Origin of the sequence: Aeromonas jandaei (assembly GCF_037890695.1) — a bacterium.
GTDB classification, from domain to species: Bacteria; Pseudomonadota; Gammaproteobacteria; order Enterobacterales; family Aeromonadaceae; genus Aeromonas; species Aeromonas jandaei.
This window is the reverse complement of the sequence record NZ_CP149571.1, coordinates 53444-74439: the sequence shown is the minus strand read 5'-3', so window position 1 is coordinate 74439 and position 20996 is coordinate 53444. Positions and strand designations below refer to the sequence as shown.

14 protein-coding genes and 1 pseudogene are annotated in these 20996 nt (G+C 59.8%); 7 read left to right on the top strand and 8 right to left on the bottom strand.

The window, feature by feature from the left end; translation table 11 throughout:
- The first annotated feature begins 50 nt into the window (after positions 1 to 50).
- Entirely contained in the window at positions 51 to 752 is a 702-nt protein-coding gene (locus WE862_RS00340) for a phosphatase PAP2 family protein (protein ID WP_042030471.1), read from the top strand.
- A 63-nt stretch (positions 753 to 815) separates the two neighbouring features.
- On the opposite strand, the gene galE is transcribed toward WE862_RS00340, so the two are convergent.
- The 7 genes and pseudogenes from galE to barA all read right to left on the bottom strand — a co-directional run bounded on the left by galE (position 816) and on the right by barA (position 9681).
- The gene (gene galE, locus WE862_RS00335; RefSeq protein WP_042030472.1) at positions 816 to 1832 is read right to left on the bottom strand and encodes a UDP-glucose 4-epimerase GalE; all 1017 of its coding nucleotides are present in this window, start codon (positions 1830 to 1832) and stop codon (positions 816 to 818) included.
- Between the two features lie 85 nt (positions 1833 to 1917).
- Positions 1918 to 2925, bottom strand: a complete 1008-nt coding sequence (locus WE862_RS00330; RefSeq protein WP_042030473.1) for a hybrid-cluster NAD(P)-dependent oxidoreductase — start codon at positions 2923 to 2925, stop codon at positions 1918 to 1920.
- An 82-nt stretch (positions 2926 to 3007) separates the two neighbouring features.
- Complete coding sequence (gene hcp / locus WE862_RS00325; RefSeq protein WP_042030474.1) at positions 3008 to 4657, bottom strand: hydroxylamine reductase; 1650 nt, start codon at positions 4655 to 4657, stop codon at positions 3008 to 3010.
- A 205-nt stretch (positions 4658 to 4862) separates the two neighbouring features.
- Entirely contained in the window at positions 4863 to 5330 is a 468-nt protein-coding gene (locus WE862_RS00320) for a Dps family protein (protein WP_033113084.1), read from the bottom strand.
- A 152-nt stretch (positions 5331 to 5482) separates the two neighbouring features.
- Complete coding sequence (locus WE862_RS00315; protein ID WP_082035429.1) at positions 5483 to 6364, bottom strand: N-acetylmuramoyl-L-alanine amidase; 882 nt, start codon at positions 6362 to 6364, stop codon at positions 5483 to 5485.
- Positions 6365 to 6394: 30 nt separating this feature from the next.
- On the bottom strand, positions 6395 to 6874 hold the full coding sequence (locus WE862_RS00310) for a DUF1456 family protein (protein ID WP_042030476.1): 480 nt from the start codon (positions 6872 to 6874) through the stop codon (positions 6395 to 6397).
- Positions 6875 to 6970: 96 nt separating this feature from the next.
- A pseudogene (barA, locus tag WE862_RS00305) lies at positions 6971 to 9681 on the bottom strand (two-component sensor histidine kinase BarA).
- A gap of 76 nt (positions 9682 to 9757) precedes the next feature.
- Between barA and rlmD the strand changes: the two are divergent.
- The 6 genes from rlmD to WE862_RS00275 all read left to right on the top strand — a co-directional run bounded on the left by rlmD (position 9758) and on the right by WE862_RS00275 (position 18835).
- Positions 9758 to 11080, top strand: a complete 1323-nt coding sequence (rlmD, locus tag WE862_RS00300) for a 23S rRNA (uracil(1939)-C(5))-methyltransferase RlmD (protein WP_042030479.1) — start codon at positions 9758 to 9760, stop codon at positions 11078 to 11080.
- Positions 11081 to 11291: 211 nt separating this feature from the next.
- Positions 11292 to 13505, top strand: a complete 2214-nt coding sequence (gene relA, locus WE862_RS00295; RefSeq protein ID WP_040068329.1) for a GTP diphosphokinase — start codon at positions 11292 to 11294, stop codon at positions 13503 to 13505.
- Positions 13506 to 13589: 84 nt separating this feature from the next.
- Positions 13590 to 14387 carry a nucleoside triphosphate pyrophosphohydrolase gene (mazG, locus tag WE862_RS00290; RefSeq protein ID WP_042030480.1) on the top strand — a complete coding sequence of 266 codons (798 nt, stop codon included), beginning with the start codon at positions 13590 to 13592 and terminating at the stop codon, positions 14385 to 14387.
- Between the two features lie 141 nt (positions 14388 to 14528).
- A complete protein-coding gene (pyrG, locus tag WE862_RS00285) occupies positions 14529 to 16166 on the top strand; it encodes a glutamine hydrolyzing CTP synthase (RefSeq protein WP_033113091.1) in 1638 nt (545 codons plus the stop codon).
- Between the two features lie 89 nt (positions 16167 to 16255).
- Entirely contained in the window at positions 16256 to 17557 is a 1302-nt protein-coding gene (gene eno, locus WE862_RS00280; RefSeq protein WP_042030481.1) for a phosphopyruvate hydratase, read from the top strand.
- A gap of 135 nt (positions 17558 to 17692) precedes the next feature.
- The gene (locus WE862_RS00275; protein ID WP_042030482.1) at positions 17693 to 18835 is read left to right on the top strand and encodes a DUF3298 domain-containing protein; all 1143 of its coding nucleotides are present in this window, start codon (positions 17693 to 17695) and stop codon (positions 18833 to 18835) included.
- Positions 18836 to 19006: 171 nt separating this feature from the next.
- On the opposite strand, the gene WE862_RS00270 is transcribed toward WE862_RS00275, so the two are convergent.
- On the bottom strand, positions 19007 to 20971 hold the full coding sequence (locus WE862_RS00270) for an LTA synthase family protein (protein WP_042030483.1): 1965 nt from the start codon (positions 20969 to 20971) through the stop codon (positions 19007 to 19009).
- Between the last annotated feature and the right edge of the window lie 25 nt (positions 20972 to 20996).

Below are 20996 nucleotides of genomic sequence, written 5' to 3'. Positions count from 1 at the left end.
GACGCACTCAACAGTTTTACGATATCGCCCTTTTCCAAAGGAGAGTCCTCATGGGCAAGTTCCTGCTTTGCTATCTGGTCGGTGGTCTGGTGGCCATCAGTTGGGCTGCGCTGCCCGCCCATGGTCCCTGGGATCAGTGGGACCTCGCAATTTTTCACACCGTTAACGGCTGGCTCGGGCAGTCGCCTTTGTGGGCCGATCTGGTAGCCATCACCAACAACCGGCTGTTCGATCTGGTGGTGCTTGGCTGCATGGGATTGATCCTGGCTCGCTGTTTCTTTGCCCGTGATATTGCTGGTCGTCGCCAGCTGGTGGCGATGGGCATAGTGATGCTGCTAAGTGCACTGGTGATCAATCAGCTTGGTCACAGATTGCCGGTGGAGCGACCCAGCCCGACCCTGATGGTGGCCGATGCGCTGCGGGTGACCCAGATCAGCGGTATTCCGACCAAGGACTCTTCCGGTGACAGCTTCCCCGGGGATCACGCTCTGTTCCTGATGATCTTCGCCGGCTTTGCTCTGCGCTACCTGCCGCGCTGGGCGGGGATTACTGCGCTGCTGATGGTACCGCTTTTCTCCGCCCCCCGGATTTTCTCCGGTGCCCACTGGTTCACCGATGTCTATGTCGGTGCGCTGGGATTGGCCACCCTCTGCCTGCCCTGGGTGCTGCTGACGCCGCTATCGGATCGCCTGATCGCACGGATCGAACCTTATCTGGCACCTTTGCCGCTGCTGCGTAGTCAGAGTAACTGAATTCCCTGTGGCAAAAACAACAACGCCCCGGCATGCCGGGGCGTTTTGCTATCTGACCATGGGTCAGTCGGCCTGGTAGCCGTTGGGGTTCTGGCTTTGCCAGCGCCAGGTATCGATCATCATCTGCTCCAGACCACGCTCTGCCTGCCAGCCCAGCTCGGCACGGGCTAACGTCGGCTCTGCCCAGCACTCGGCGATGTCGCCCGGGCGACGGGGTTTGATCTGGTAGGGAATGGGTCGGCCGCTGGCCGCTTCAAACGCCCTGATCATCTCCAGCACCGAGTAACCCTGACCGGTACCCAGGTTGTAGGTAAAGACACCGGTATCTGATTCGATGCGCGCCAGCGCTTTGAGGTGGCCGATGGCCAGATCCACCACGTGGATATAGTCGCGCACCCCGGTACCGTCAGGCGTCGGGTAGTCGTTGCCAAATACCCCCAGCTCCTTGAGCTTGCCCACGCCGACCTGACTGATATAGGGCAGCAGGTTGTTGGGGATGCCGTTGGGATCTTCCCCGATGAGGCCGCTCTCGTGGGCACCGACCGGGTTGAAGTAGCGCAGCAGCACGATGGCCCAGCGGGGATCGGATTTGGCGAGGTCGCGCAGGATCTCTTCGACCATCAGCTTGGAGCGGCCATAAGGGTTGGTGGCGCTGGTGGGGAAATCTTCCCGCAACGGTACCGAAGCCGGATCGCCATAAACGGTGGCCGAGGAGCTGAATACCAGCCGGAACACGCCGGCCTTGGCCATCTCTTCGCACAGCACCAGGGTGCCGCTGATGTTGTTCTGGTAGTAGGTGAGCGGGATCTGGCTCGACTCCCCGACTGCCTTGAGCCCGGCAAAATGGATCACTGACTCGATCTGGTGGGTAGCAAACAGTTGCTGCAGGCAGGCTCTGTCCAGCACATCCCCTTCGACGAAGATGACCGGCTTGCCGGTGATCCGTTCGACCCGCTTGAGTGACTCCGGTGAGGAGTTGGAGAGGTTGTCCAGCACCACCACCTGTTGCCCGACGTTCAAGAGTTCAACCAGGGTATGGGAGCCGATATAGCCGGCGCCCCCTGTAACCAGAATTGTCATTTTTTATCCCGTCTTCGACTGAAACTGGGGCTGAGTCTACCTGCCCGGCCCACGCGGGAAAAGCGCGAGATGCCAATAACGCGCCTCAATAGTCGAGGCTGATATCCCCGCTGGCGGTGCAGGAGCAGGCCAGAGCCACCCCGTGTTCGAGATCCTGCGCACTCAGGGTCATCACGCTCTGGCGCTCGATATCGCCTTCCGTGATGCAGCGGCAGGCGCCGCATACCCCGGCGCGGCAGGCGGCCATCATGGTCTCGCCCGCAGCTTCCAGCGCTGCCAGCAGGGTCTGGCCCGGCAGGATCTTCACCTTCTTGCCGCTCTTTTTCAGGGTTAGCCAGAAGTGGTCGCTGCTGGTTGCAACTGGCGCCGTACTCGATGTAACCGCAGGCAGACCGAACGACTCCTGGTGCAACTGCGCTGCCGGTAGCCCCAGCTCCGCCAGCATGGTGCAGACTGCAGCCATGTAAGGCGTGGGCCCGCACAGATAGACGTGGCGCGCGAGCAGGTCTGGTGCCAATTCCTTCAACATGTCCGCTGTGAGTCGGCCCACCCAGGGGTGATCAGAAGGGGCCTCTTCCAGAATCAGGGCGTGCCGTACACCGGGATGAGCCTCAGCCAGTGCAGCCAAGTCATCTGCGAAGATCACATCTGCTGGCGAGCGGGCGCTGTGAATAAAGCGGATATCGGCGTCCGGCCGTTTGGCCAGCTCGTCCCGCAACATGGCCCACATTGGGGTGATGCCGGAGCCGGCGCTGAGCAGCAGCGGCCGCTCGCAGGGCAAGGCGGTCAGATTGAAATCGCCGAACGGGCCATCCACCCGGATCTCGTCCCCCACTTGCAGAGTCTGGTGCAGGTGGCGGGAGACCAACCCCACATCCTTGATAGTGATTTGCCAGCAGGCATCCTGCGGACTGGAGGAGAGGGTATAGGCACGGCAGTGGGGCTTGCCGTCGATCTCGGTATGCAGGGTGATGCACTGGCCAGCCAGCACGGCTGGCAAGGTTCCCGCCACTGGGGAAAATTGCCAACTTGCCACGTCGTGGGTATCTGCCCGGCGACCGATGCAGCGCAGGGTCAAAGAGGTGGAGGTCATCGTAAGGCTCCTCTTGCTCGGAAATGGCTTTGAAAAAAGGCGAGCCGGGTGGCTCGCCAAACGCTTACAACATGCTGGAAGGTCAGGCCGCCAGGATCTCGGCCAAGTCAGCCTCGGCCGTGGTGGTCCCTTTCAGGCCAAATTGCTCTTCCAGCACCTTGAGCAGGGCCGGGGTGAGGAAGGCGGGGGCGGTCGGGCCGGTACGGATGTCCTTCACACCCAGCGCCAGCAGGGTGAGCAGGATGACGATGGCTTTCTGCTCGAACCAGGAGAGCACCAGCGTCAGCGGCAGATCGTTGACCCCGCACTCGAACGCCTCGGAGAGCGCCAGCGCCAGCTGGATGGCTGAGTAGGCATCGTTGCACTGCCCCACGTCGAGCAGACGGGGAATGCCACCGATCTCGCCAAAGTCGAGCTTGTTGAACTTGTACTTGCCGCAACCCAGCGTGAGCAGCAGGCTGTCGCGCGGCGCAGCCTTGGCAAACTCGGTAAAGTAGGCGCGCTCGGCCTTGTCGCCGTCACAGCCACCCACCAGGAAGAAGTGGCTGATTTCGCCGGCCTTGACCTTCTCGATCACTGCAGGAGCTGCCTGCATCAGGGCGTTGCGGGCAAAACCGATGGTGATGAAGTGCTCGAGCTCGGTGTGTTTGAAGCCATCGAGTGCCAGTGCCTTGGCGATCACAGCGGAGAAATCATCCCCTTCCAGATGGGTCACACCCGGCCAGCCGACGATGGAACGGGTGAAGATGCAATCCGAGTAGTTGCCCACGTTCGGGTCGATGATGCAGTTGGAGGTCATCACCACAGCGCCCGGGAAGTTGGCAAACTCCTTCTGCTGGTTCTGCCAGGCGGAGCCGTAGTTGCCCACCAGATGGGGGTACTGCTTGAAGAAGGGGTAAGCCAGCGCGGGCAGCATCTCACCGTGGGTGTAGACGTTGATGCCAGTGCCCTTGGTCTGCTCCAGAATGAGCTTGAGATCCATCATGTCATGGCCGGAGACCAGAATGCATTTGCCGGGGATCGGGGTGACCCTGACCCGGGTCGGTTCCGGGTGACCGAAGGCGCTGGTTTCACCCAGATCCAGCATCTCCATGATTTTGAAGTTGAGTTGACCGATCTCCATGGCGCAGTTGAACAGACGACCCATTTCGCTCGGGTCTGTGCTGAGCCAGCTCATGATGCGGTGGAATTCGGCAGCGACCTCGTCACTTTGCTGATCCAGCACCCGGGCGTGCTCCATGTAGGCGGCGGCGCCCTTGAGGCCGTAGAGGCAGAGCAGGCGCAGCCCCATGATGTCTTCGTTGACCTCGTTCTTGCCGCGGTTGACTGCGGTCTGCGGCGCCTGAGCCAGCTGGGCCAGCAGATCGGCACCCGGCTCGAAGCGGGCGGCAGCGGGCAGTGTGTCGGCCTGCACCGCCAGCGGTGCCAGCTTGGCGGCCAGTTGCTGACGATAGCTCAGCGCCTGGTTGACATAAGCCACGATGCGGGCGGAGTCAAAGTTGACGTTGGTGAGGGTGGCGAAGAAGGCCTTGGGCACGAAGGCATCGATCTCGCGATCTATGATGCCCTGCTCACGGGCGGCCAGCGCCCAGGCGCTGAGCCCCTGCAAGGTGTAGATCAGCACATCCTGCAGATCCGAGGTTTCCGCCGTCTTGCCGCACATACCTTGTGCGTAGGCACAGCCGTTGCCAGCCGGGGTACGAATTGTCTGTTCACATTGCACACAAAACATCATGCCTCTCCTAATTGGACATTTCAGTTGTTTGTTTTGTGGCGATTCTATTCCTGCGGCTCAGAACTTAATAGGCATTCATTTTGCCAATTAAGATTCCCTTGATGCAGATCAAAAACAAAAAAGCCGCCCAAACAGGGCGGCAAGCGGGTGGATAAAAGGAGAGACAACTCGGGTTTGCAACAAAGCTCACTTCAACAATGGGTCAGGCCAGGTAGGCGCGCAGCATCCAGACCAGTTTCTCCTGCTGCTGCACATAGTCGGAGAGGATGGACGCAGTCCCTTCATCACCGGCATCGGCGGCCTGAGCCAGAATGCGGCGCTGAGCCACCAGCAGTTCACGGAAGCTCCCCAGCAGGGATTCGACACAGGCACGACCGTCGTGCAGCCCTTTCTGTTCGGGAATAGCGGAGACCTTGATGTAGTCGCTGAAGCTGTGCAGCGGCACGCTATCCAGAGTCAGAATGCGCTCTGCCAGGGCATCGACTTTCAGCAGCAGGTCGTTGTAGATCTCTTCGAACTTCAGGTGCAGCTCGAAGAACTGGTTGCCACGGATATTCCAGTGGAAGCCGCGGACGTTCATGTAGAGGATCTGGTAGCTGGCCAGCAACTTGTTCAGCTCGGCAGCCAGAGCTTGTGATTGAGCGGTATCAAGACCAATCGGGCTTTTCATCATTCACCTCCAGATAAGGAAATCGGGTTAGACAGTTTGTCTTGGAACGAACTCAGATTAACCCCTTGTTATTTGAAGGGATAATCGCTCGTACCTAACAGTTTGATAGCGAGTGGCTATCAAAGCGGGGAGGGAAGTGGTGAAAGGGTGGGCTAGTTTGGGTACTTCTCGAGCAGGGCCATCAGGATGGCCTGACACTCGCTGTCCGGCTCACTATCGACGTTGCCGGCGCGAAAGTGGAGCTGGAAGGCACGCATGACGGAGCGGCTCTGCTCGTCCCACTGGCCGCTTTGTGACAGGCCGTAGCCGTAGCGAGCCAGCTGCTGCTGCCACATGGCCGCATCCCAGTGGGGCAAGGGGCTGGCCAGCAACTCAGCCACCCGGCTTTCATCTGGCCAGGCGCCGACGCCGTACTCAAGATAGAGCTGACGCCAGGGGAAGTGGGGGCCGGGATCCTGCTTGCGCTCGGGGGCGACGTCGCTGTGAGCCAGCACCTGGGTCGGCGGGATCCGGTAACGGTCGACCAGCTTGCGGCTGAGGGCACCGACGGCGGCAATCTGCTGCGGGGTATAGGGTTGCCAGCGGCGGGCATCGGGGGCCAGCTGCTCATCTTCCGGCGGATAACCGAGGTTGACGATCTCGATGCCAAGCGAGCTGGCATTGAGCCCGGCATATTGGTGCCAGCGGCTGCGCCCGGCATGCCAGGCACGCTGGCTATCCGGCACCAGCTGATAGACGGGGAGCGGTCTGTCACTGCTGTCTCGGGGGATCAGGTAGTGGGCGCTCACCTTGTGCTCCGGCTCTGTCAACAGGCGCAGGGAGTGGGCGTCATCCTCGTCGGTGTAGTGGAGGATAAGAAAGGCGATCCGCTCGTTCTGGTTGGCGCTCTGATAGCGAGTGGAGAGCTGGTAGCTCTGCTGGTTGCAGCCTTGCAGCAAAGAGCCAAGCAGCGTGCCGAGAAGCAGCGATGCGACGATGCGCCATCCCCTGACTGCTCGACGTTTGGGCAGTGTGATGGAGAGGCGCTTCGTCATGGCTGCTGGCCTGCCGGTTGAGCGGTGCAGTTAGCTGCGGTATTTGGCGGTGAGGCCGAGCAGGAAGTTGCGCAGGATCTGATCCCCGCAATCCTGATAGTGCTTGTGATCTTTGGAGCGGAACAGGGCGCTCAGCTCGGATTTGGAGAGGTTGAAGTTCGCCAGCTTGAGGGTCGCGAGCATATCCTCTTCCTTGAAGTTGAGGGCGATGCGCAGCTTGCGCAGGATCAGGTTGTTATTGATCCGGTTTGGCACCACCTGGGGCGGCGCATCTTCCCGCACTCCGCGGCGGGTGACGATGAGACCGTCGAGGAACTGGCTCAGGGCGGAGTCGGGGCAGGCGGCATAGCCCGCTTCCTGCACTTCTCCCTCTTCGGCCTCTTTCATCAGCCAGCCGTGCAGTTGGGCATGGTCGATGGCCAGATTGCCCTTGGCAAACATCTCGACCATCTCGTCGTTGCTGATGGCGAGGGCGTAGCGCAGGCGGCGCAGAATATCGTTGTTGGTCATGCTGACTCCTGTTTAAACGGCGCAACTTTACCATCTGTCGGCCCCCGCGTCAGAAAAAGCGGGGGAACGATATCTCCGGGCGTGAACCAGTCTGGCTTAGCTCAGGTAACGTGGTGCCTCCTGGCGCACCAGCTCAAGGGCATCCTGCAACTCCAGCAGCTCGGGCTCCAGCTCGCTGACTGGCACGCCGTCACGCAGCTGTTGCTCCAGTTGTGACAGCAGTCGCTGCAGGCCGGGCACGCCCGAGTAGGCGCAGCCGCCGTTGAGACGGTGGAGCTGGGCCAGCACTTCACTGTCGTCGATGGCACCGGCAAGGGCGGCATCCAGCACAGGCTCCACCTCGTCGAAACTGGCCAGCAGCATGGTCAGCATCTCTCTGGCCAGGTCCTCCTTGCCGGCCGCCTGACGCACCGCCAGCGCCCAGTCGATCTGCTGATCGCCGACGATCTGGTGACGGCGATGGGCAAAGTCGGTGATGAGTCTGGCCAGCATGCTCTCGTCGATGGGCTTGGCCAGATAGTCATCCATCCCCTGGCGGATCAGGCGCTCCCGCTCGCCGGGAATGGCGTGGGCGGTCACCGCGACGATCGGCGTCTCGGTATTGAGCGATTGGCTGCGGATCGCCTGGGTGGCGCTGATGCCATCCATGATCGGCATCTGGATATCCATGAAGATGATGTCGAACGGCTGGCTCTGGGCCTGTTTGACCGCCTCCTTGCCGTTCTTGCAGAGCACGACCTGAGTCACCATCTCCCGGAGCATGGCGGCGATGAGCTTGAGGTTGGCGGCGTTGTCATCCACCGCCAGCACCTTGATCGGTTGCAGCTGGCGAGCAGATGGCTGGGCCGGCAGCTGCTGGCGGCTCGCCTCCGGGGTGAGCAGAGCGTGCAGCAGTTTGCGATGGTTGAGCGGCTTGGAGAGACAGTGTTGGGCACCGTGAGTCAGCATCGCCTCGTAGAGCGCGGGTTCATGGCTGCTGAGCAGCACTATGGTGTTCTGCTGCTGGCCGCTCAGGCTGTCGAGTCGGCTGAGCACCTGTTGCGGAGTATGCAGGGTGCTGCTGCCAATGAGCACAATGTCCTGTTCACTCATCTCTGGCCAGGGGGCGTCGTTTGTCAGCAGTTGCACATCGAGCTGCCACTCGGCCAGCAGCGCCAGCAGTGCGGCGCGAGCAAAGGGTCCGGCTCCAGCAGCCAGAGCCGTTTGTTGTGGATGCGATCCAGCGGCAGCTGATCGGTCTGGGGCAGGGGAGAGACCTCCAGATCCAGGCTGAAAGAGAAGACTGAGCCCTTGTCCAGCTCCGACTCGAAGCGGATCTGGCCACCCATCTGCTGCACCAGCTTCTGGGTGATGACCAGACCCAGGCCGGTGCCGCCATAACGGCGCGAGATGGAGGAGTCGGCCTGATTGAAAGCCTGGAACAGCTGGCGCTGCTGCTCTTCCGAGATGCCGATACCGGTATCCCGAATCCGCACGTTGAGCTTCACCTTGTGGTTGCTGCTGCCGAGCTGTTCGATATGAACATCCACGTTGCCGCGCTCGGTGAATTTGATGGCGTTGCCGGTGAGGTTGGTCAGCACCTGCTGCAGACGCATGGGGTCACCGGTGAGGGTATCGGGGACATCCGCATCGACCCGCAAAGAGAGCTCCAGCTGCTTGTCGTGGGCGCTGGGGCCGAGCAGGTGCATGGTCTCGTTGAGGGTGTCGCGCAGGCTGAAGGGGATATGCTCCAGCTGCAGCTTGCCCGCCTCCAGCTTGGAGAAGTCGAGGATGTCGTTGATGATGCCAAGCAGGTTGCGCGCCGACTTCTCGATGGTCTGCATGTAGTCGGTCTGGCTCGGTGTGAGGCTGGTCTTGAGCAGCTGGCGGGTAAAACCGATGACGCCGTTGAGTGGAGTGCGCAGCTCGTGGGACATGTTGGCGAGGAACTCCGATTTGACCCTTGCCGCCTCCTGCGCCCGCTTCTTGGCCATGTCGAGCTCGACGTTCTGGATCTCGATCTGCTCCAGCGTCTCGCGCAAATCCGAGGTGGCCTGATCGATATTCTGCTGCATCTCCTCGTGATATTCGGAGAGCGCCTTGGCCATGGCGTTGATGCCGTTTTTCAGCATGTCCAGCTCGCCGGTCAGCTCGCCGCTGACCCGGGTGTCGAGCCGCCCTTCCCGGATCTTGTGCACCGCCTGCACCATGTTGGTGATGGGCTGGGTCACGCTCTTGACCAGCCGGAAACCAAACAGGGTACTGACGGCGACCCCGAGCAGCACCATGATGATGGCGAAGAAGGTATCGCGGTAGTGGAGCAGCATGGCGCGATCCGTGGTCATCTGCATCGAGATGTAACCGATCATCGGCGGCTCTACATCGCTGGGCAGGGGGAAGCCATCCATGGTGGTTTCGGCCTGGATCGGGGTGCGCAATATGATGTCGTCACCGTAGAGGGTGATGCTGGTCAGCTCCGGAATCGGCTCGCCATCGGGCAGTTGCAACCGGGTGAAGTCCCTGTGGTAGTTGGACGTCACGAACAGTTGGTTGTCCTGAGTGAAGACGGCGATGGACTTGATGAGCGGCGAGTTCTTTCGATGGGTCAGACCAATCAGCCGCTTGAGGGATTCGCGGCTGTGCTGGGTCATACCATATTCACTGGCGATGGCCAGTGGCTCTATGATGTTGATCCCTTGATCGATCAGGTTGTTTTCCAGCTGCTGGTAGCGATGGAAGGTGAAGTAGCCGGCCATCAGGCCACCGATGATCAAGGTGGGTAATATGGTAAATGCCAGCACCCGCGCCCGAAGGCCGTATTTGGTCATACTATTATTCTTGTGGGACAATAGCCTGCTGCAGATTCCACAATCATGACATAGCCACCTATAGGCACCAAGTTTTATGGCCCAGTTTTTCAAGCCCCAAAAGAAATCCACCCAGCCCCAACGCATTGAATTTACGGTAGACACCCTCGATCACCACTGTGTCGGGATCGGGCGTCATCAAGGCAAGGCGATCTTCGTTGAAGGGGCGCTACCCGGCGAGACCATCAAGGCCCGCATCACTGACGACAAAAAGCAGTATGGCCATGCCGCTCTGCAACAGGTGGTGACACCAGCCGCCAACCGCATTGCCCCCTTCTGCAGCCACTACCGCGAATGCGGTGGTTGCAGCGCCCAGCATATGTCGGTGGCGGATCAGCAGGCAGCCAAGGCGGCCGGACTGGTCAATCTGTTCGAGCGTCTCGGCAATATCAGTGCGCCGGCACTGGAGCCGGTGCTGACTGGCGAGGAGCGTGCCTATCGCCGGGTCTGCCGACTGGCCATCAAATTCGACAAGAACGGTCGCTGCACCCGGGTCGGTTTTCGTCGCCGCAACAGCAATGATCTGGTGGAGATCGAAGGGTGCCCGGTGCTGGCCGAACCGCTCTCTGCACTGATTGCGCCGCTGCGCGAGTGCCTCAATCGCTTGAAGAGCCAGCGTGAGCTGGGTCATACCGAACTGATCCAGGCGGAGCAGGGGATCATGATGCTGCTGCGTCATACCGGTCGTCCCAACGAGACGGATCGGGCGCAGCTGGTGGAGTTTGCAACCGAGCAGGGTATCGACCTCTATCTGCAGGCGGCTGACGACAAGATAGTGCCGCTGCATCAGCAGTTCGAGCCCTCTTACTCGCTGGATGGCCTGTCTCTTGCATTTGCTCCGGGTGACTTCATTCAGGTCAACGGCCCCGTCAACCAGCAGATGGTCGATCAGGCGCTCTCATGGCTTGGGGCGGGCAAGGATGACAAGGTACTCGATCTCTTCTGCGGCATCGGCAACTTTACCCTGCCGCTGGCCCGTCAGGCCCGCGAAGTGGTGGGGGTAGAAGGGGAGCTGGCCATGGTGGCGCGCGCCGAAGAGAACGCCCGTCGCAATGGCATCAGCAATGCCCGTTTCTACAAGGCGGACTTGAGCGGCGATATCGTCGGCATGTCCTGGGCGCGGGAAGGATTCGATCTGGTACTGCTGGATCCGGCTCGTCCCGGTGCGCTGGAGGTGATGGAGCACGTCGTGAAACTTTCACCCAAGCGGGTGGTCTACGTCTCCTGTAATCCGGTGACGCTGGCGCGCGATAGCCAGGTGCTGGTGAAGGGCGGTTATCGACTGGTGCGGTTGGGCATGCTCGACATGTTCCCCCACACCGGTCATCTGGAGTCCATGGCCCTCTTCGAACGGGGCTAGCGAGTGCTCATCAGCAACCTGAACTGAAGCTGTTTGAGCAGACGTGATTGGGGTAACCTAGCCCCTCGTAATTCGGCTGGGCCTGCCGGAGAGACCTATTGTCTTTTTTGACAATACGCCTTGAAACCCTCTCCGGAAATCCCCATTTGAGGCGATCTCACAAGGGGTGAAAGTGACTACTTTCGGCCAAACACTTTAAAGGATTGATACCATGGTTGCGGTTCGCGATATTCATTTGAAAGACAACTTCACCCTGGAGGAGTGGGTCAGCTCGCTCACCCTGAGTGACAGTGACAAGGAGCAGTTGCGAACCGTCTACCAGTATTGCCTGACGTTGGGCGACGAGGCCCTCACCAGCAAGCTGCTGGTGCGCGGCATCGAGATGGTGGGCATCCTGCTGATGCTCAGCATGGATCTCGGTACTCTCAAGGCCGCCATCATCTACCCCTTTGTCGAAGCCGGTCTCATCAGCCAGGAGCGGATGGACGAGGACTTCGGGCCCAAGATCGCCAAGCTGGTGGAAGGGGTGCTGGAGATGGAGGCCATCCGCTCCCTGCAGACCCTCCATCGCAGCGAAACCTCGCCAGAGCAGGTCGACAATGTGCGCCGCATGCTGCTCGCCATGGTCGAGGATGTGCGTGCCGTGGTCATCAAGCTGGCCGAGCGGATCGCCTGCCTGCGGGAAGCGAAAAAGGCGGATGAAGAGACCCGGGTGCTGATGGCCCAGGAGATCACCAACATCTATGCGCCGCTCGCCAACCGGCTCGGTATCGGTCAGCTCAAGTGGGAGCTTGAAGATCTCGCCTTCCGTTACCTGCACCCGGAAACCTACAAGCAGATCGCCAAACAGCTGGATGAGAAGCGGCTCGATCGGGAGCGCTACATTCAGGAGTTTGTGCGCTCCCTGCGCGATGCGCTGAAAGAGGCGGGGGTCGAGGCCGAGGTCTACGGCCGGCCGAAACACATCTACAGCATCTGGCGCAAGATGCAGAAGAAGCACCTCGAATTCAACGAGCTGTTCGACGTGCGTGCGGTGCGGGTGGTGACCAAGCGGCTGCAGGATTGCTATGCGGCGCTCGGCATCGTTCACACCCACTTCCACCACATTCCCCGCGAGTTTGACGACTACGTCGCCAACCCCAAACCCAACGGCTACCAGTCGATCCACACCGTTGTGGTGGGGCCGGAGGGCAAGACGGTCGAGATCCAGATCCGTACCGACCAGATGCATCAGGATGCCGAGCTCGGCGTCGCTGCCCACTGGCGCTACAAGGAGGGTCCGCAGGCTGGCGGCAAGGCCAACACCTTCGAAGACAAGATCGAGTGGCTGCGCAAGCTGCTCGCCTGGCAGGAGGATCTCTCCGAGAGCGGCTCGCTGCTGGAAGACCTGCGCAGTCAGGTGTTCGAGGACCGGGTCTATGTCTTCACCCCGAAAGGGGATGTCATCGACTTGCCGGCGGGTGCCACTCCGCTCGACTTTGCCTATCACGTTCACAGCATGATCGGCCACCGCTGCATCGGCGCCAAGATTGACGGCCGCATCGTGCCGTTCACCTATGCGCTGCAGACCGGCGATCAGGTGGAGGTGATCACCCAGAAGGAGCCGAACCCGAGCCGCGACTGGATGAACCCCAACGCCGGCTTCCTGCGCTCCAGCCGGGCGCGTGCCAAGGTAGCGACCTGGTTCAGAAAGCTGGATCGGGACAAGAATATCGTGGCCGGTCGCGAGCTGTTCGAGAAGGAGCTGGATCGCCACAACCTCAGCATGTCCAAGATCGACAAGGGCAACATGCTGCGCCGCTTCAATCTGGAGAGCACCGACGATCTGCTGGCTGGTATCGGCAGCGGCGATATCCGCATCAACCAGGTGCTCAACTATCTCGACACCTGCTACAACAAGCCGACGGCGGAAGAGGAAGATCGTCGCCTGCTGGAGAGGCTGGAGCAGAAGGCCAATGCGCCGATGCGCCACAAGCCCAAGGATCACATCGTCGTGGAAGGGGTCGGCAACCTGATGACCCATATCGCCCGCTGCTGTCAGCCGATCCCGGGCGATGCCATTCAGGGCTTCATCACCATGGGGCGCGGCGTCTCCATCCACCGTGAAGATTGCGAGCAGTTGAAAGAGCTCTCCCGTCGCAACCCCGAGCGACTGATCGATGCGGTGTGGGGCGAGAACTACTCCGGCGGCTACAGCCTCACCATCCGGATCATTTCAAATGATCGCTCCGGCCTGCTGCGCGACATCACTACCGTGCTGGCCAACGAGAAGATCAATGTGATGGGGGTACGCTCACGCTCCAACGTGCGCGAGCAGACCGCCGAGATCGACATGGAGCTGGAGATCTACAATATCAACGCCTTCAACCGGGCGTTGGCCAAGCTCAGTCAGCTCAATGACGTCATTAGCGCCAAGCGCCTCTGATTGTCATCAAGAACCAACTTGTGACCGACCGCCAGGTCGGTCACTGTTTTGCCCCTGCGGTACGAATCAACAAGCGAATATCCCATGCCCCAACGTTACGATCTGCCCCAACTGCTCGACATCATGGCTCGCCTGCGCGATCCGCAAAACGGCTGCCCCTGGGATCTGAAACAGAACTTCCAGACCATAGTGCCGCACACCCTGGAAGAGGCCTACGAAGTGGCCGATGCCATCGAGACCGAAGATTGGCAGGGGCTGAAAGGGGAGCTGGGTGACCTGCTGTTTCAGGTGGTGTTTTACGCCCAGCTCGGTAAAGAGCGTGGTCTGTTCGACTTCGCCGATATCGTCGATACGGTGAGCGAAAAGCTCATTCGCCGCCACCCCCATGTTTTCTCGGATGCCGACCTTGCCAACGAGCAGGCGGTAAAAGCGAACTGGGAAGCAGAAAAAGCCAAAGAGCGGGCGGCCCTCGACAAAGAGAGCGTGCTGGACGATATCCCGCTCTCGCTGCCGGCCCTGACCCGTGCCGCCAAGATCCAGAAACGCTGTGCCACCGTCGGTTTTGACTGGAAAACCCTGGGGCCGGTGGTGGACAAGATACACGAGGAGATCGACGAGGTGATGGAAGAGGTGTTGATGGTCGATGTGGATGAGGCGCGGGTGAGCGACGAGCTCGGCGATCTGCTGTTTGCCACCGTCAATCTGGTGCGTCATCTGGGCAAGGATCCGGAGCAGGTGCTGCGGGGCGCCAACGCCAAGTTCGAGCGTCGCTTTCGTCAGGTTGAGCAGATAATCGCCGCAGAAGGGCTGAAAATGAGCGATTGCACCCTCGAAAAGCTTGATGCTGCCTGGAACAAGGCGAAGGAAACCGAGCAAAGTTGATTTGGCGCAAGATGGGGCGGCAAGGAGCCTGATAGATTTTTGCTCATTGTTTGGGAGAGGGGTTTTTGGTATACTGTTTCCCCGTCCTGCTTCATCCCCGAAGCACCCCTTAAAATTCCCTAAACTTCTTTCAGGTTCAGCATGACGACCAAATATATTTTTGTTACTGGTGGCGTTGTTTCATCCCTCGGCAAAGGCATTGCCGCAGCTTCTCTGGCAGCCATTCTGGAAGCCCGTGGTCTGGATGTGACCATCATGAAACTGGACCCCTACATCAACGTGGATCCGGGCACCATGAGCCCGACCCAGCATGGTGAAGTGTTCGTAACCGAGGACGGGGCCGAAACCGATCTGGATTTGGGTCACTACGAGCGTTTCATCCGCACCAAGATGACCCGTCGCAACAACTTTACCACCGGCCGCATCTACGCCGACGTACTGCGTAAAGAGCGTCGTGGTGACTATCTGGGCGCCACCATTCAGGTTATCCCGCACATCACCAACGCCATCAAAGAGCGGGTGATTGCCGGTGCCGAAGGCCATCAGGTTGCCATCGTCGAAGTGGGCGGTACCGTAGGTGACATCGAGTCCCTGCCGTTCCTCGAAGCCATTCGTCAGCTGGCTGCCGAAGTGGGTCGCAACAATGCCATGTTCATGCACCTGACTCTGGTTCCTTACCTGGCCGCTGCCGGTGAAGTGAAGACCAAGCCGACCCAGCACTCCGTCAAAGAGCTGCTCTCCATCGGTATCCAGCCGGATGTGCTGATCTGCCGCTCCGACCGTGCCATTCCGGCCAACGAGCGCGCCAAGATTGCCCTGTTCTGCAACGTGCCCGAGCGCGCCGTCATCTCCATGAAAGACGTCGACTCCATCTACAAGATCCCGGCACTGCTGAAATCCCAGAATCTGGACTCCTACTTCACCGAGCGTTTCGGTCTGGAGTGCAAAGAAGCTGACTTGTCCGAGTGGGAACAGGTTATTTACGAAGAGGCCAACCCGACTGGTGAAGTAACCATCGGTATGGTCGGCAAGTACGTCTCCTTGCCGGACGCTTACAAGTCCGTCAACGAGGCGCTCAAGCACGGTGGTCTCAAGACCCGCCACTCCGTCAACATCAAGTACATCGACTCTCAGGATATCGAGACCCGTGGCTCCGAGCTGCTGGAAGGTCTGGACGCGATCCTGGTGCCGGGTGGCTTCGGTGAGCGCGGCGTGGAAGGCAAAATCCTGGCTGCCCAGTATGCCCGCGAGAACAAGATCCCCTACCTGGGTATCTGCCTCGGCATGCAGGTTGCCATGATCGAATTCGCTCGCAATGTGGCGGGCATGGAAGGGGCTCACTCCTCCGAATTCAAGAAAGATTGCGCGTACCCGGTCGTCGGCCTCATCACCGAGTGGGTTGATGAAGAGGGCAATATCGAGACCCGTACTGAGAAGTCCGATCTGGGCGGTACCATGCGTCTGGGTTCCCAGCTCTGCCACCTGGTCGAAGATTCCAAGGTGCGTCAGATGTACGGCAGCCCGACCATTTACGAGCGTCACCGCCACCGTTATGAAGTCAACAACAAGCTGCTGCCGCAGATCGAGGCAGCCGGTCTGAAAGTGACCGGTCTCTCCGCTGACAAGAAGTTGGTGGAAATCATCGAGATCCCGGATCACCCCTGGTTCGTGGCCGCGCAGTTCCACCCGGAGTTCACCTCAACTCCTCGTGATGGCCACGCCCTGTTCGCCGGTTTTGTGAAGGCGGCAGGCGAGTATCAGAAGCGTAATTTGAAGTAATTGAAAATAAATGCGGTTGGGGCACTGTGCCACAGCCGCTTTTTTTGGCATATTTTTGTTGTTTTTTTACGAAACCTGAGGAAATACACATGTCCAAGATCGTTAAAGTGATCGGTCGTGAAATCATCGACTCCCGTGGTAACCCGACCGTTGAGGCCGAAGTTCACCTGGAAGGTGGTTTTGTTGGTATGGCAGCCGCTCCGTCTGGCGCGTCCACCGGTTCCCGCGAAGCGCTGGAACTGCGTGACGGCGACAAGAGCCGTTTCCTGGGTAAAGGCGTGCTGAAAGCCATCGAAGCCGTAAACGGCCCGATCGCTCAAGCTCTGCTGGGTAAAGATGCCAAGGACCAGGCCACTGTCGACCAGATCATGATCGACCTCGACGGTACCGAGAACAAATCCAAGTTCGGCGCCAACGCCATCCTGGCTGTTTCCCTGGCTAACGCCAAAGCTGCCGCTGCTGCCAAAGGCATGCCGCTGTACGCCCACATCGCCGAGCTGAACGGCACCCCGGGTGTTTACTCCATGCCGCTGCCGATGATGAACATCATCAACGGTGGTGAGCACGCCGACAACAACGTCGACATCCAGGAGTTCATGATCCAGCCGGTTGGCGCCAAGACCCTGAAAGAAGCCGTTCGCATGGGCGCAGAAGTGTTCCACAACCTGGCCAAAGTGCTGAAGTCCAAGGGCTACAACACTGCAGTTGGTGACGAAGGTGGTTTCGCTCCGAACCTGAAATCCAACGCCGAAGCGCTGGAAGTTATCGCTGAAGCCGTTGCTGCTGCCGGTTACAAACTGGGCACCGACATCACCCTGGCTATGGACTGCGCTGCTTCCGAGTTCTACGACGCAGAGAAGAAAGAGTACAACCTGAAAGGCGAAGGTCGTGTCTTCACCTCCAACGGTTTCTCCGACTTCCTGGCTGAACTGACCACCAAGTTCCCGATCGTCTCCATCGAAGATGGCCTGGACGAATCTGACTGGGAAGGTTTCGCCTACCAGACTGCTGAACTGGGCAAGAAAATCCAGATCGTTGGTGACGACCTGTTCGTAACCAACACCAAGATCCTGAAGCGCGGTATCGACAACGGCATCGCCAACTCCATCCTGATCAAGTTCAACCAGATCGGTTCCCTGACCGAAACTCTGGCTGCCATCAAGATGGCCAAAGACGCTGGCTACACTGCCGTCATCTCCCACCGCTCCGGTGAGACCGAAGACGCTACCATCGCCGACTTGGCTGTTGGTACCGCTGCTGGCCAGATCAAGACCGGTTCCATGAGCCGTTCTGACCGTGTTGCCAAGTACAACCAGCTGATCCGTATCGAAGAAGCTCTGGGTGCCAAAGCTCCTTTCCGCGGTCTGAAAGAAGTTAAGAACCAGGCTTAATTGCTTGTTTTGCTAGCGCTTGCGTTGGCATGATGAAAACCGGAACCGTATGGTTCCGGTTTTTTTTCATCTACAGTTTGCCCTTTCGGTGAGCGAGAACTTAATGGGTCGTTCTGATGAATGGGCTGAGTGAGGATGGACGTCGTCGTCACAATACGGGAGATAAGCGTGATAACGAGGTTTTTGTTGGGGTTGGGTTGTCTGCTGCTGGCCATGGCTGCGCAGGCTGGCGAGGTGTATCAGGGCAAAGTAGGGCGGATGCCGGTAGTGATGACCCTGGATGCATCGTCAGATGGCACGGTCAGCGGGCGATATTTCTACCGCAAGTATCGAAAGGATATTCCCCTGTCGGGCAAGTGGGAGGGCAAGAGTCTGTTGCTCTCTGAAGGATGGGATAACTCAGAACCCGAAAAGGTTGCCATGCGCCTCGAGCGAGCCGGTAATGGGCTGCGTGGCGAATGGGTCGGCAAAAAACGGCTCTCCATCGTATTGACGGTAGTCGATGGCCGCGCCATTGAAATACCTGATCCGGTGCTTGCCGGCTGGCGTCAGCGTAATCCTTATGAACTCTTGCGCCTTGAGGGACTCTCATTCAAGACGAACAAGAGCGAGACATTTCAGGGTTATGGCTTGCAATGGCTACAAGAGCCGCAAAGCAATATTACGCATTTTCGCATTACATCAGGGCTACCGGCGGAGCAGCTTGGGAAGCTCAATCATATGCTGGCAGATAGTCAATGGAGCGAGGTCGCCAGTTATTTCCAATGTATGAGTTCCCCGATGGGTGGGGAATTTGACCAGACGGTTACACCCCATCTGATCAGTCCGAACTTGCTCAGCGCCAGTATTTTTACCAGTTATTTTTGCGGCGGTGCACACCCTGATTTTGGTGATTCGCCATTGAACATTAATGTTGCCACAGGAGAGGTGCTGACACTCGAAGACCTGCTCTGGGTGGGTAGGGGTGCTCCGGTTAAGTTCGATAAGAAGTCATACGACCCAGCAGAATCTGATTACAAGGCAAAGTCTCTGGCGCCCTGGATTGTAAAAGAGTTCCAGCGTCTTTATCCCAACGAGATGGTTCCAGATCCGGAAGGGTGCAATTATGCAGATCCGTCGGTCTGGGAGTATGCCTCTTGGTATATGACTGAGAAGGGGATAGTGCTGGACCCTTCATTTCCTCGTGTCGAGCGTAACTGTGAACTGACCGAGTGGAGCCTTCTGCCCTGGTCGGTTATCAAACAGTATCCGGGGCGAGTACCGCAAATACTGCCTTGAGCAAGAGACCGGAGCCCTTGTGGCTCCGGATTTTTTTATGGCTGTTTTCCGGCTCGGTTGCCGGCGTGACAGAAGTTGGCAGCGCAGCTGGCCAGCCAGGGTCAATAACGGCCAGACTGGCAACAGATACAAAGAAGCCCGCATGATGCGGGCTTTTTGCTTGGGGTTGGCTCAGCTCTTGGCGTTGTCAGCCTTGCTGTGTGGGTCAACTCCCGCAGTCGTGGCAGTGGCTGGGGCGCTCTGATCGGCCAGTTGCGGAGAGAGCAGGCTGGCTGGCGCGAGCTGGCCATAGGCGCGCGACTTGCCGTCAAACAACAGGCTCTGCTGATACCAGGTAGTGGCCCAGCTGAAATCCCGTTCGCGTGCCGCCGCTTCGTCGCAAGGCTGCGGCCGGTGCAGTTGCAGGTCTGCCTTCCAGTTAAAGCAGGTGAGCTTGTCCGGCTCGTGCATCGGGTACTCGACGATCTGCTCGCCGTAGACTCGCCCTATGGTGCCGCTGGCGGCATAGATCCCCCCGCGCGGCGCTTCGCTTAGCAGCGAGTGGCCGGTAAACCAGGGCGCCTTGCCCCCCAGCAGGTCGAGGATGGTGGGTGCGATATCCTGCTGAGCGCCGATGCCCGGTTGATGGCGCGGGACGATGGAACCATCGGTGGCGAACATCAGGAAGGGGATCCAGTACCGCCCCATATGGCCGCTGCGCTCGCCAGCGGTGTGATCGGCGGTGATGACGAACAGGGTCGGGCCAAGGTTGGCCTGCTTGAACTCCTCGATAAAGCGGCCGAGCGCCTTGTCGGCATAGTGCAGCACGCTCATCTGCCGCTCGTCGCTGCTCCGGTCGCCAAACAGCCAGGGCTCGCCCGGCGGCAGCTGGTCATCGTGGGTGGTGGTGTTGTTCACCATGTAGAAGAAGGGGCGCGACTCCGCGCGCGCCTTGCTCAGGATAAAGCGGTAGAGATCCGGGTCCTGATAGCCCCAGCTGTTCTGCTCCACCTCGGCGGCGGGCATCTCCAGCTTGCCGTAGGATGCCTGTGTCCCCAGCTGCTGGGCCAGCTGCCCGGTCTCCCCCTTGTGCATCCCCTGAAAGACCGCAGTGCTCCAGCCCGCGTCGCTCAACAGTTTGGGCAGGCACTCGTAGTGCTGATCCTGCAGCGGCGTATTGGGGATGCCCGCCTCCAGCGGATTTTGATAGGAGCAGAGGGCGGTAAAGAACCCCTCCACCGTGCGACGGCCGCCGGCGATCAGACCATCGGTGCGCAGCCCCTCGCGGTGCAGCGCATCCAGATGGGGGGTGACATTGGGCGCAGCCGGGTTGTAACTCTGCATCAGCTCGGCAGGCCAGCTCTCCAGCAGCATCAGGATGACGTTCATCTTGCGCTGCGGCGGTTGGTAGGGGGCGTGGCTATCGAGCTGTGCCAGCGTCGCCAGCTGCTGCGCCGCGGGTGGCGGCAGCTGCTGATAGAGCGGCGTGCTGCCGCCGGTCTCGTCGGCGGAGCTGCTGCTGACCAGCATGGCGTAGACGGGGTTGAGGGCGAGCAGCGCCTGCTGGGGATTGCCGATCGCGTAGGCGCGATCCGGCTTCATCGGCAGATCGGTCAGGGAGCCGCGCACGCAGAGCACCGCGATGGCAAAGGTGAGCAGCAGTGGCAGCTCGGTCTTCGCCAGCGTCATGCGCGCCGGCAGGCGCAGCTGGCGGCGGCACAGCAGGGCGCTGGCCAGCGCACCAGCCAGGGTTGCGACCATCAGCAGAGGGTATTGCTTGAGGGCGGTGGTGAGCAGACTGCCAGCCTCGCGGGTCACCTCGCCCAGCTCATAGCTGATATGGCGTCCCGAATTGGCGAAATACATCAGGTCGGCCACCTGCAACCCTGCCAGCACCATGGCCGGAACCCACCACCAGAGCCAGGAGAGGCGACGCAGCCCGAGCCGCACCGCCAGCCAGCAGAGCAGGGCGATCGGTGCCCACAGCAGGGCCGCCGCCGCCAGGTCGAAGCGAAAGCCCCACAACAGCGCCTCAAGTTGTTGAGGGGTGGTCAGCACCGCAAAGCTGGCGGGCGACCAGAACAGCAGCAGGGATTTGAGCAGCAGTGCCAGGAGCGCGAGCAGCGCCAGACCCGACAGCAGAAAGCGAGCGAACATAGCCAATCCGGAGTATCAGGAAGTC

What these genes read in the sequence shown, in the direction of transcription:
- WE862_RS00315 (WP_082035429.1), bottom strand. Translation starts at nt 6,364, where the DNA reads ATGACGAAGCGCCTCTCCATCACACTGCCCAAACGTCGAGCAGTCAGG.
- WE862_RS00270 (WP_042030483.1), bottom strand. Translation starts at nt 20,971, where the DNA reads ATGTTCGCTCGCTTTCTGCTGTCGGGTCTGGCGCTGCTCGCGCTCCTG.
- WE862_RS00340 (WP_042030471.1), top strand. Translation starts at nt 51, where the DNA reads ATGGGCAAGTTCCTGCTTTGCTATCTGGTCGGTGGTCTGGTGGCCATC.
- hcp (WP_042030474.1), bottom strand. Translation starts at nt 4,657, where the DNA reads ATGTTTTGTGTGCAATGTGAACAGACAATTCGTACCCCGGCTGGCAAC.
- pyrG (WP_033113091.1), top strand. Translation starts at nt 14,529, where the DNA reads ATGACGACCAAATATATTTTTGTTACTGGTGGCGTTGTTTCATCCCTC.
- WE862_RS00320 (WP_033113084.1), bottom strand. Translation starts at nt 5,330, where the DNA reads ATGAAAAGCCCGATTGGTCTTGATACCGCTCAATCACAAGCTCTGGCT.
- WE862_RS00275 (WP_042030482.1), top strand. Translation starts at nt 17,693, where the DNA reads ATGGACGTCGTCGTCACAATACGGGAGATAAGCGTGATAACGAGGTTT.
- relA (WP_040068329.1), top strand. Translation starts at nt 11,292, where the DNA reads ATGGTTGCGGTTCGCGATATTCATTTGAAAGACAACTTCACCCTGGAG.
- rlmD (WP_042030479.1), top strand. Translation starts at nt 9,758, where the DNA reads ATGGCCCAGTTTTTCAAGCCCCAAAAGAAATCCACCCAGCCCCAACGC.
- WE862_RS00330 (WP_042030473.1), bottom strand. Translation starts at nt 2,925, where the DNA reads ATGACCTCCACCTCTTTGACCCTGCGCTGCATCGGTCGCCGGGCAGAT.
- eno (WP_042030481.1), top strand. Translation starts at nt 16,256, where the DNA reads ATGTCCAAGATCGTTAAAGTGATCGGTCGTGAAATCATCGACTCCCGT.
- WE862_RS00310 (WP_042030476.1), bottom strand. Translation starts at nt 6,874, where the DNA reads ATGACCAACAACGATATTCTGCGCCGCCTGCGCTACGCCCTCGCCATC.
- mazG (WP_042030480.1), top strand. Translation starts at nt 13,590, where the DNA reads ATGCCCCAACGTTACGATCTGCCCCAACTGCTCGACATCATGGCTCGC.
- galE (WP_042030472.1), bottom strand. Translation starts at nt 1,832, where the DNA reads ATGACAATTCTGGTTACAGGGGGCGCCGGCTATATCGGCTCCCATACC.